This is a genomic window from Thioalkalivibrio sp. (assembly GCF_041690275.1).
Classification (GTDB): domain Bacteria; phylum Pseudomonadota; class Gammaproteobacteria; order Ectothiorhodospirales; family Ectothiorhodospiraceae; genus Thioalkalivibrio.
The window spans coordinates 26,926-37,531 of sequence record NZ_JAWLHP010000011.1; the positions used below are offsets into that span (position 1 = coordinate 26,926).

Here is a 10,606-nt window from a genome sequence, read left to right on the forward strand (position 1 = left end):
CGGCCGCCGTGGGAGGACAGCCCCTCGCCGGTATTCCCCGGCGCCGGATTGCCGAGCCGGCCCGCCTCCCACTGAGGCGAGGCCCGGCACCATGCACACCATGGGGCGCCAGCCAGGCTCAGCGCAGGAACAACGGATACGCCGGGTTATCCGTCTCCTCCCACCACGGGTACCCGATGTCCTTCAGGAAGGCGCGGAACCGCGCGCTGTCGGATTCCGGCACCTGTATGCCCACCAGCACCCGTCCATAGGCGGCGCCGTGATTGCGGTAGTGGAACAGGCTGATGTTCCAGTCCGCGCCCATGCGGGTGAGGAAATGCAGCAGGGCCCCCGGCCGCTCCGGGAACTCGAAACGGTACAGGCTCTCGTTCTTCACGTGACTGGCGTGGCCGCCCACCATGTGACGCAGATGCAGCTTCGCAACCTCGTTGTCCGTCATATCGAGCAGCGGGTAGCCCTCGGCCTTCAGCCGCTCCAGCACCTCCTGCTTCTCGGCATCGCCGCGCTCCAGCTTCAGCCCGACAAAGACGTGGGCGTCGGTCTCGTCCGAGTAGCGGTAGTTGAATTCGGTGATGCCGCGCTTGCCGATCGCCCTGCAGAACCTGCGGAAGCTGCCAGGTTGCTCGGGAATGGTGACCGCGAACACCGCCTCCCTGCGCTCGCCGATCTCCGCGCGCTCCGCCACGTGCCGCAGTCGGTCGAAGTTCATGTTGGCGCCGCTCAGCACCGCGCCGAACCGCCCCCCCTGCAGACCTTCGCGCTCCACGTACTTCTTGAGGCCCGCCACCGAGAGCGCGCCCGCGGGCTCCGCGACCACACGCGTGTCGTCGAAGATGTCCTTGATCGCGGCACAGATCTCGTCGGTATCGACCAGCAGGATCTCGTCGGCGAACTTGCGCGCGAGCCGGAAGGTCTCCTTGCCGACCTGCCGCACGGCCGCGCCGTCGGCAAAGATGCCAACCTGGTCCAGCACGACGCGCCGCTTGCGGCGCAGTGCCTCGTACATGGACGGCGCGTCCTCGGGCTCCACGCCGATCACCCGGATCTCGGGCCGCAGACGCTTGATGTAGGTCGCCATTCCCGCCAGCAGGCCGCCACCGCCGACACAGACGAACACGGCGTCCAGCGGCCCCGGGTGCTGGCGCAGGAGCTCCATCGCCACCGTACCCTGTCCGGCAATCACCGCGGGGTCATCGAAGGGATGGATGAAGACATAGCCGTGTTTCTCCTGCAGCGTCAGCGCATGCGCGGAGGCCTCGTCGAAGGAGTCACCGTGGAGCACGGTGCGCCCCCCGAATCGCTGCACGGCCTGCACCTTGATCCGCGGCGTCGTGACCGGCATCACGATCACCGCCTTGATGCCCAGCCTGGAGGCCGCCAGCGCGACCCCCTGGGCATGGTTGCCGGCCGAGGCCGCGATCACGCCGCGAGCCCGCTCGGACGCCGTCAGTTGCGCGATCCGGTTGTAGGCGCCGCGCAGCTTGAACGAGAACACCGGCTGCAGATCCTCGCGCTTCAGCCACACCGAAGAGCCGATCCGCTGCGACAGCGTCGGCATCATCTCGAGCGGCGTCTCCCGGGCCACGTCGTACACGGACGCAGTCAGGATCTTTTCCAGATAGGGGTAGGCCATGCGCGGAAGATACCACGGCGCGGCGGCGCCCCGACATCGACGACCCTCGAGCGCACCGCTTGGACACCCGCACCGGCGCTGGGTATCCTCACACGGTTTCAAACACCTCCGGAAAAAACATGACACAGGACGAAATGAAGAAGGCCGTCGCCGAAGCGGCCCTTGAATACGTGCAGAGCGGCTGGATCGTCGGCGTCGGCACGGGCTCGACCGCCAATCACTTCATCGACGCGCTGGCGAAGATGAAGGGCAGGATCGACGGCGCGGTCGCGTCCAGCGAGGCCAGCGCCGGGCGGTTGCGCAGCCACGGCATCGAGGTGCTCGACCTGAACGCCGCCGGGCCACTCCCGATCTACGTGGATGGCGCGGACGAGGCCACGAACCACCTGCACCTGACCAAGGGTGGTGGCGGCGCGCTGACGCGCGAGAAGATCGTCGCCGCCGCGTCGGAGACCTTCATCTGCGTGATCGACGAGACCAAGCAGGTCGACTACCTTGGTGCCTTTCCGCTGCCGGTGGAGGTGATCCCGATGGCCCGCAGCCACGTCGCACGCACCCTCGCCGCGATGGGCGGCAACCCGGTGCTGCGCGAAGACTTCCGCACGGACAACGGCAACGTGATCCTGGATGTGCACGGCCTGCGGATCATGAACGCGGTGGAACTGGAGGGCGAAATCGACCACGTCGCCGGCGTCGTGACCAACGGCCTGTTCGCGCGCCGTCCCGCCGACATCATGCTCGTGGGTTCCGCGACAGGTGTGAGCAAGGTCACCGCCTGATGCCCCAGTGCCCGCCCGAGGGCTGAACCCCCTCCCCGCCTGCGGGGGAGGGTTTTTCGCTAACTCTGATGGCACGGTGCCACCCCGACCATGAAACCGGCGTAGGGTGGGCAAAACGAAGTGTGCCCACCACAAACCGCCACGGCCAAGATGGTGGGCCCGCTGCGCTTGGCCCACCCTACGCCTTCCGCCCTGTTGGTCGCCGACGCGCACACCGTGTTCTCTCACGTTAACTGTGATGGCGGCCCGCTACCCCGACGATAAAAATCTCCCTCCCCGCCTGCGGGGGAGGGTTTTTCGCTAACTCTGATGGCACGGTGCCACCCCGACCATGAAACCGGCGTAGGGTGGGCAAAACGAAGTGTGCCCACCACAAACCGCCACGGCCAAGATGGTGGGCCCGCTGCGCTTGGCCCACCCTACGCCTTCCGCCCTGTTGGTCGCCGACGCGCACACCGTGTTCTCTCACGTTAACTGTGATGGCGGCCCGCTACCCCGACGATAAAAATCTCCCTCCCCGCCTGCGGGGGAGGGGAGAAATGGCGGACTTTCACGTCAAACGCGAGTCTTCAACGCCAAAAATGGCCCTCGAAGGGCTGAGAAGCCCTCGAAACAAGGACCTCTACTGCGCAAAAACCGTGGGTTGCGCTGGCCCGACCCCCAGTCACGCGGTGACGATCAGCTTTCGGATCTGCATGTCGCGCAGGGTGTAGGGGATGCCGCCGACGCCGAGGCCCGACTGGCGCAGGCCGGCGAACGGCATCCAGTCGACGCGGAAGGCGGTGTGGTCGTTGATCATCACCGCGGAGGCATCCAGGGCGTGGGCGGCGGCGCGCGCGGTGTCGAGGTCGCGCGTGAAGACCGCGGCCTGGAAGGCCCAGGGCAGACCGTTCGCCCGCGCGACGGCATCGTCCAGGTCATCGTAGCCGTAGACGGCGACCACCGGACCAAAGACCTCGTCGGTACTCACACGGGCCCGTGCCGGCGGGTCACGCAACACGGTGCAGGCGTAGGTGGTCGCCGATCGCGCCTCGCCCCCCGACAGCAGCCTGCCACCACCTGCGACCGCCTCCTGCACCCACTCGTCGACGCGACCGACCTCGGTCCCCCGGATCAGCGGCCCGACATCGACATCCGCGCGCGTCGGATCACCAATGCGCAGGCGTTCGGCGCCAGCGGCGAGCCGGTTGCCGAGTTCCTCCACCCGATCGCGATGCGCGAAGACCCGCTGCACCGACACGCAGACCTGCCCGGCGTGGTAGAAGCCGCCCTTCAGCAGCTTCGGGACCGCGTTGTCGAGATCCGCGTCCGCGGCCACGATCACGGGCGCCGCGCCGCCGTGCTCCAGCGCGCAGCGGGTCCCCGGGGCGACCAGGGAACGCAGCCTCCAGCCCACCTCCGCACTGCCGATGAAGCTCAGAAAGCCGACCCGCGGATCGGTCACCAGCCGCGTGGCCACATCGACATCCCGCGTCACCAGCGCCTGGCACCATGGCTCCGGCAGACCCGCCTCGTGGAGGATGCGCACCAGGCGGAAACAGGACAGCGGCGTGGCCTCGGCCGGCTTCACGATCACGGGACAGCCGGCGGCCACGGCCGGGGCCACCTGGTGCGCAATCAGGTTCAGCGGGTGATTGAAGGCGCTGACCGCCACCACCACGCCGATCGGCTCGGGCAGCGTGAAGGCCTGCCGTCCGGCCGAGGCCGGATTGAGGCCCATCGGGACGACCTCGCCCCCGTCCGCGCGCAGGGCATCGACGCAGAGGCGGACGCTGTCGATCGCGCGGGTCATCTCGACGCGCGAGTCAGGCAGTGGCTTGCCGCCCTCGCGGGCCGCCTCCAACGCCAGGAAATCGGCCTGCTCCGAAAGGAGCGCCGCGGTTCGCTCGAGGATCTCGATCCGTCGGTGCAACGGCAGCCAGCCGCGCCGGTCCCGGAACAGCCGGTGCGCCACCGCCAGCGCGGCGTCCACGGCCTCCTCTCCGACCGTCTCGACCTCGGCGATCGTGGACTCGTCATAGGGTGCGAGCACGGGCATCCGGCCAGCCGGACCACTGTCGGCGGCCATCAGCGAAGGGAAGAAATCTGTCATGGGCCGCTCCTTGCGGCACGCACCGGTGTCAGATCGCCCGGCTGCGCGCCTTGATGTCCTCGTTCAGGATCCGGTCGTTGTCGCTGTAGTCCACCGGCACGTCGATCACATGTACCCCCGGCGCGGCCACGCAGGATTCGAGCAGCGGCCGCAGGGCCTCCGCGGACTCCACGCGGTGCCCCCGCGCCCCGTAGGCCTCGGCATAGCGCACGAAGTCCGGATTCCCGTAGACCAGGCCGTAATCGTCGAAACCCATCGCCGCCTGCTTCCAGCGGATCATGCCGTAGGCGTCGTCGCGCAGGACCACCACCACGAGGTCGAGCCTGAGGCGCACCGCGGTCTCGAGTTCCTGCGAGTTCATCATGAAGCCGCCATCGCCGCAGACGGCGATCACCGGCCGTTCCGGATGCACCATCTTCGCCGCCATCGCCGAGGGCAGACCCGCGCCCATCGAGGCGAGTGCGTTGTCGAGCAGCACCGTGTTCGGCTGGCGGGCGCGGTAGTTGCGAGCGAACCAGATCTTGTAGATCCCGTTGTCCAGCGCAACGATCCCCTCTTCGGGCAGTGTTGCGCGGATATCGGCCACCAGCCGCTGCGGATAGACCGGGAAGCGGCCGTCATCGGCACCCTCTTCCAGATGCGCGTCGAGGTGCCCCTTCACCTCCATGAACCGGCCGAAATCCCAGTGTGCCTGCGGCCTGACGGCCGCCGTCAGGCGCTCGACGCTGTCGGCAATGTCGCCGATCACGCCCTGGTGCGGGTGATATACCGCATCCACGGAGGCGGTCACGTAGTTCACGTGGATCACCCGCGCCTCGCCCGCCCGGGCAGCCTCTTCGACGTGCGGCGGCGCGTTCTCCGGCTGGCCCATGATGAACGGCGGCTTCTCCACCACGTCGTGGCCCACGTTGATGATCAGGTCCGCCGATTCCACCGCCCGGTGCAGGAAGTCGTCGCCCGACACCGCGGCATTGCCGAGGAAGAGCGGATGCTGTTCATCGACCACGCCCTTGCCCATCTGGGTGCTGAAAAAGGGAATTCCGGTGGACTCGACGAAGGCAGGCAGCGCGCGACAGGTCTGCCGCCGGTTTGCGCCGGCGCCGATCAGCAGCAGCGGACGGCGGGCGGCCTCGATCATCTCCATCGCGGCCCTGATCGACCCCTCGCTGGCGCACGGCGTCTCGAAGCGGCTGCGCGGAAGCACCGGTGCGTCGGTCTCCTCGCGGGCGATGTCCTCCGGCAGCTCGAGGTGAACCGCCCCGGGGCGCTCGTCCTCGGCGCGCCGAAAGGCCTCGCGCACGCGGGCGGGGATGTTGGCCCCGCTGCTGATCTGCCGGGTGTACTTGGTGATCGGGTGCATCATGTCGACCACTTCCAGGATCTGAAACTCGCCCTGCTTGCTTGCCTTGATCGGCTTCTGGCCGGTGATCATCAGCATCGGCATCGCCCCCAGCTGGGCGTAGGCGGCGGCCGTGACCAGATTGGTGGCCCCCGGCCCGAGCGTGGACAGGCAGACGCCGGTCCTTCCGCTGAGGCGCCCATAGGTCGCCGCCATGAACCCGGCGGCCTGCTCGTGCCGGGTCAGGACCAGACGGATCGACGACTTCCGGAGCGATTCCAGCAGATCCAGGTTCTCCTCGCCCGGAATCCCGAAGACGTACTCGACACCCTCGGACTCGAGGGCCTTCACGAACAGATCGGATGCCTTCATAAGCGGTCTATCCCCTCGTATTCCCGTGTCTCGCACGGGCGGTGTGGATCCCCGCAGGGATCGTCTGTCCTCGTCAGGCAGTAGCGCGGCATGAATCGTTCGGGATCGGCCTCCTCGAGATGCATCGCCAATGCAGCCGGCGCCGTTGCCGGGTCGCGAAGCGCTCCCGACGCCACATAGGGGAAGATCTCGTCGTAACGCCTGACCTGGAATTGATCGACCCGGCGGAAGATGTGGGTACGGTTGAGTTCCGAGGTGTGGAACAGGCCCGCGGAGGCGATCAGCTCGGCGGTGGCATGCACCGTCTTCTGGTGAAACTGCGCAACCCGTGCCGCCTTGTCGGTCACGACAAGACCCCGATACAGCCGCGGATCCTGCGTCGCCACGCCGGAAGGGCAGTGGTTGGTGTTGCAGATCAGCGAATGCACGCACCCGAGCGCGAGCATCATGCCACGGGCGCTGTTGCAGAGGTCGGCCCCGACCGCGAGGTTCTTCACCAGGTGGAAGGCCGTAAGCACCTTTCCGGAGACGATCACCCGGATCGACCCGCGGACGCCGAACCCGGTCAGGCAGTCGTCAACGAAGGCCACCGCCTCGCGCAGCGGCATGCCTACCGAGTTCGTGTACTCGAGCGGCGCGGCGCCGGTGCCGCCCTCTCCGCCGTCCACGGTAATGAAGTCCGGCAGGATGCCGGTTGCCACCATCGCCTTGCAGATCGCGACGAATTCGCTCTCACGCCCGATCGCCAGCTTGAAACCGACGGGCTTCCCGCCGGAGAGTTCGCGCAGCCGGGCGACGAATTCCAACAGGCCGATCGGCGAATCGAAGGCGCTGTGCACGGGCGGCGAATCCACCGTGGTGCCGGGCTCCACGCCGCGTATCGCGGCGATCTCCGGGGTGTTCTTCTCGGCCGGAAGGATGCCGCCGTGTCCGGGCTTCGCGCCCTGCGAGAGCTTGATCTCGATCATCCGCACGGTCGGAAGAGCCGCCTTTTCCGCGAAGGCCTCGGGGGAGAAGCGACCGCGCCTATCCCGGCAGCCGAAGTAGCCGGTGCCGATCTGCCACACCAGATCGCCGCCGTGCTCCAGATGATACGGTGCCAGGCCGCCCTCGCCCGTGTTGTGGGCAAATCCGCCGATTGATGCTCCCCGGTTCAGGGCCAGGATCGCATTGCGGCTGAGCGAACCGAAACTCATCGCCGAGATGTTCAGGATGCTGGCGCGGTACGGCCGGGTGCATTCCGGGCCACCGACGTCGACCCGCAGGTCGAGCACGTCGGAGGCGCGGATCGCCGCCACCGAGTGGCCGACCCATTCGTAGCCGTCGCGATAGACGTTCACCCGGGTACCGAAGGGTACCGTCTCCAGTTCGCCCTTGGCCCGCTGGTACACGATGCTGCGGAACATGCGGTTGATCGGCGCACCGTCGGTGTCCGACTCCACGAAGTACTGGCGCATGAACGGCCGGACCGCCTCCATCATCCAGCGGCCGCGGCCCAGCAGAGGAAAATTGCGCCGGATCGAGTGGCGCGGCTGCAGGAGATCGTAGAACCCCAGGGCCAGCAGCGGGACGATCACCACCCCCGACCAGAGCGCCGGCGTCCAGAGCCACCCCAAAAACGCGAGCAGCAGCAGCGCGGCCCCCACAAACACCAGGAATCCGACGTACATGCCATCCCTCCGGCTCGATCATTCAGGCCCGCACCCGCGGTTCACGCGGGGCCCCGACTGCCGGGGCCCGCGCACTCTCAGTTCAGGCTAGCGCCGCTGGCCGAGAAGGAACATACGGGTTACCACGAAGACAGCAGCAGCCGGCTTCGCCCCGGGATCCCACAAGGGAGGGGTTCATCCGAGCGGCGGTGCATGCACGACAAGTGCATACGCGGGTCCGCGGTGAGCATCGCCGCAGGGCCGCGACCCCATGCCACCCGGGATCATCCCGCGATCGAATCGGCCTTCCTTGCACACGGCAACCGATTCAGCGGTACTCGGGATCGACGCGGGTGCGCGAAAGGTTGTTGGCATAGGTCGCCAGCGTAAAGGCGGCGATGATCGAGACGATCTCCAGCAGTTCGTCGAAGGGTATGCCCCGCTCCTCGAACAGCACGACCTCAGCCTGGCCGAGATTGCCGGAATCCGCAATCAGTCGGCGCGTTGCGTCCACCAGAAAACGGTAGCGCGGTTCCATCGGCTCGAGGCCATGCAGCACGGCGGTCACGGTATCACCGGTGACCCCGGCCTCCCGCGCCTCGCGTGACATCACGCCACGGCAATAATTGCACCGGTTGCTCATCGCCACCTCGAGGGCGACGATGGCCTGCTCGTCCCGGCTGAGGCGTCCGTGGCGTTCGAGGATATCCTCGAAGCGCACGAAGGCGGTCAGGGCGACCTGGCTGCGCGCAAGCATCCGATACAGGTTTGGAACGTGGTCGTCGAAGGTGGCAGCGACTTCCTGCAGGACGCTGCGGGTCTCGTGCCCGCCTGGATTCTCCATCCGGCGCCTCCCGGTGAACATGGTTCACTGGAAGCATGCCCGACAGCGGCGGTGGCCACCATTGGTAATAACCCATAGAGCGCGAGGCTTCCGGGCCGATATCTTCGGCCGGCCGGGCCGACCCGGCCGCGGCTCAGAGCACGGCATCCCCGGGGACTTCCGGCACGCCGGGCCGATCGGGCAACAGCAGACGGAACACGGTGCCCGTCGGGCCCGTCTCGCGCATTATCAGGTCACCGCCGTGGTTGCGCGCGAGTTCCCAGGCGATCGCGAGGCCGAGTCCCGCGCCCCCGGTACCCCGACCGGTGCCCTTCTCGGCAAACAGGCATCCCTGCAGGGAATCCGGGAGACCGGGTCCGTCGTCCTCGCAGTCGATCACGGTCCGGTTGCCCTCTCGGGAGCCGATGACGCGGATGTGGCGGCTGCCAGCGGCGATTGCGTTGCGTATCAGGTTCGTCAGGATCCGGAAGACCTGGTCGAAGTCGGCATCCAGTTCGATTTCTTCGGCGTTCGGAGACTCCATCTCCGCCCGCGCCACCTCGCGCGGTCCGATCGCGGCATTCAGCTCGGCCATCAGGTCGGAGAGCATGAAGCGTTCGCGCCGGGGGCTGCCCTCCCGAGCGCTGCCCACCTCGAGCGTCTGCTGGCACATCCGGACGGCACGATCCACCGATCTGGCAATCAGGTCCGCACTCTGCCTGACCAGTGGATCCTCGTGCCGGCGCAACCGGTCGCTCATCAGCCGGGAGGAGACCATGGTGTTGCGCAGGTCATGGGTGAGCTTGCGGATCGACCGACCCAGCTCGGCCAATTCGGCCTCGCGGCGGTCGTGTACCACCGACAGCACGTACTCGCGATCGGATATGTGCACCAGCGTCGCGCGTACCTGGGCGGGAACCAGGTGCCCGAGTTTGGTCCGACAGGAAAGGTCGTCCGCTTTCCAGCGGCCCTGCTCCCGAACCGCGAACAGGAAGGCATCCAGCCGCGGGATCTCGTGCGGGTGAATCTCCGTCGGACTCAGCGCAGCCAGTTCCTCGGGGCTGTAGCCGAGGAACTCGCAGGCCGCGCTGTTGGCGCCCACGAAGACTCCCTTTTCCGGATCGATCAGCAGGGCCGGGTCGTAGAGCTCCTCGAAGAGCTTGACGACACTCTCCCTGGCGGGTCCAAGGGATTCAATCAGTATCATGGCATGCCGACGCGCCGAACACTGGTTCGACAGCATAAGGCCAATGCCGGTTCCGAAGCCAATGCCGGCCTCGTGCAGCCTCCGTCTCGGGCAGATGCTCAGTCCCCCGCCATCTCCTCGTGGCCACCAAACTGGAACCGCATCGCGGACAGCAGCTTGTCGGCAAACTCCGCCTCGCCGCGGGAGCGGAAGCGCGAATAGAGCGCAGTGGTCAGCACCGGTGTCGGCACGGCCTGATCGACCGCCGCCCGGATCGTCCAACGCCCCTCGCCGGAATCCGAGACCCGGCCCTCGAAGTCCCTCAGCGCGGGATCCCGCGCCAGTGCCGCCGCGCTGAGGTCCAGCAGCCAGGAGGAGACCACGCTGCCCCGCCGCCATACCTCGGCGATGTCCCGAAGATTCAGATCGAACTGGAAATCCTCGGGATTGCGCAAGGGCGCGGTCTCCGCGTCCCGGACCTGTTCCCGCTTCCCCACGTTCGCGTGCGCGAGGATGTTCATGCCCTCCGCGTAGGCCGCCATCAGCCCGTATTCGATCCCGTTGTGCACCATCTTCACGAAGTGGCCGGCACCGCTCGGCCCGCAGTGCAGATAGCCCTGCTCGGCGGTCCCGCCGATCCGCTCCCGCCCCGGTGTCCGCGGGATGTCACCCATGCCCGGCGCCAGCGTCCGGAACACGGGGTCGAGATGGGTCACCGCCGGCTCCGGCCCGC

General features: G+C 67.6%; 7 protein-coding genes and 1 pseudogene. 1 reads left to right on the forward strand and 7 read right to left on the reverse strand.

Annotated features, from left to right (window positions below):
- Nucleotides 1-118 precede the first annotated feature (118 nt).
- Nucleotides 119-1,633: a threonine ammonia-lyase, biosynthetic gene (gene ilvA, locus ACESMN_RS03455; protein WP_373052189.1), complete on the reverse strand. Its 1,515-nt coding sequence runs from the start codon at nt 1,631-1,633 to the stop codon at nt 119-121.
- Nucleotides 1,634-1,752: 119 nt separating this feature from the next.
- Here ilvA and rpiA point away from each other — a divergent pair, with 119 nt between their 5' ends.
- Complete coding sequence (gene rpiA, locus ACESMN_RS03460; protein WP_373052190.1) at nt 1,753-2,412, forward strand: ribose-5-phosphate isomerase RpiA; 660 nt, start codon at nt 1,753-1,755, stop codon at nt 2,410-2,412.
- Between the two features lie 664 nt (nt 2,413-3,076).
- Here rpiA and ACESMN_RS03465 read toward each other — a convergent pair.
- From ACESMN_RS03465 to ACESMN_RS03490, 6 genes and pseudogenes are all read right to left on the reverse strand, one after another.
- Entirely contained in the window at nt 3,077-4,504 is a 1,428-nt protein-coding gene (locus ACESMN_RS03465; RefSeq protein ID WP_373052191.1) for an aldehyde dehydrogenase family protein, read from the reverse strand.
- 28 nt (nt 4,505-4,532) lie between these two features.
- Nucleotides 4,533-6,215: an acetolactate synthase large subunit gene (locus ACESMN_RS03470; protein ID WP_373052192.1), complete on the reverse strand. Its 1,683-nt coding sequence runs from the start codon at nt 6,213-6,215 to the stop codon at nt 4,533-4,535.
- On the reverse strand, nt 6,212-7,885 hold the full coding sequence (locus tag ACESMN_RS03475) for an FMN-binding glutamate synthase family protein (protein WP_373052193.1): 1,674 nt from the start codon (nt 7,883-7,885) through the stop codon (nt 6,212-6,214). The genes ACESMN_RS03470 and ACESMN_RS03475 overlap by 4 nt, the downstream gene beginning before the upstream one ends.
- Before the next feature lie 307 nt (nt 7,886-8,192).
- Nucleotides 8,193-8,708, reverse strand: a complete 516-nt coding sequence (locus ACESMN_RS03480) for a carboxymuconolactone decarboxylase family protein (RefSeq protein WP_373052194.1) — start codon at nt 8,706-8,708, stop codon at nt 8,193-8,195.
- 133 nt (nt 8,709-8,841) lie between these two features.
- Nucleotides 8,842-9,894 (reverse strand): ATP-binding protein, encoded by a 1,053-nt coding sequence (locus ACESMN_RS03485; RefSeq protein WP_373052195.1) that lies wholly within the window; start codon nt 9,892-9,894, stop codon nt 8,842-8,844.
- A gap of 98 nt (nt 9,895-9,992) precedes the next feature.
- Nucleotides 9,993-10,606: pseudogene (locus ACESMN_RS03490) on the reverse strand (6-phosphogluconate dehydrogenase (decarboxylating)); the annotation flags it as partial.

Coding starts and splice junctions, on each gene's coding strand:
- ilvA (WP_373052189.1), bottom strand. CDS start 1,633: ATGGCCTACCCCTATCTGGAAAAGATCCTGACTGCGTCCGTGTACGAC.
- rpiA (WP_373052190.1), top strand. CDS start 1,753: ATGACACAGGACGAAATGAAGAAGGCCGTCGCCGAAGCGGCCCTTGAA.
- ACESMN_RS03465 (WP_373052191.1), bottom strand. CDS start 4,504: ATGACAGATTTCTTCCCTTCGCTGATGGCCGCCGACAGTGGTCCGGCT.
- ACESMN_RS03470 (WP_373052192.1), bottom strand. CDS start 6,215: ATGAAGGCATCCGATCTGTTCGTGAAGGCCCTCGAGTCCGAGGGTGTC.
- ACESMN_RS03475 (WP_373052193.1), bottom strand. CDS start 7,885: ATGTACGTCGGATTCCTGGTGTTTGTGGGGGCCGCGCTGCTGCTGCTC.
- ACESMN_RS03480 (WP_373052194.1), bottom strand. CDS start 8,708: ATGGAGAATCCAGGCGGGCACGAGACCCGCAGCGTCCTGCAGGAAGTC.
- ACESMN_RS03485 (WP_373052195.1), bottom strand. CDS start 9,894: ATGATACTGATTGAATCCCTTGGACCCGCCAGGGAGAGTGTCGTCAAG.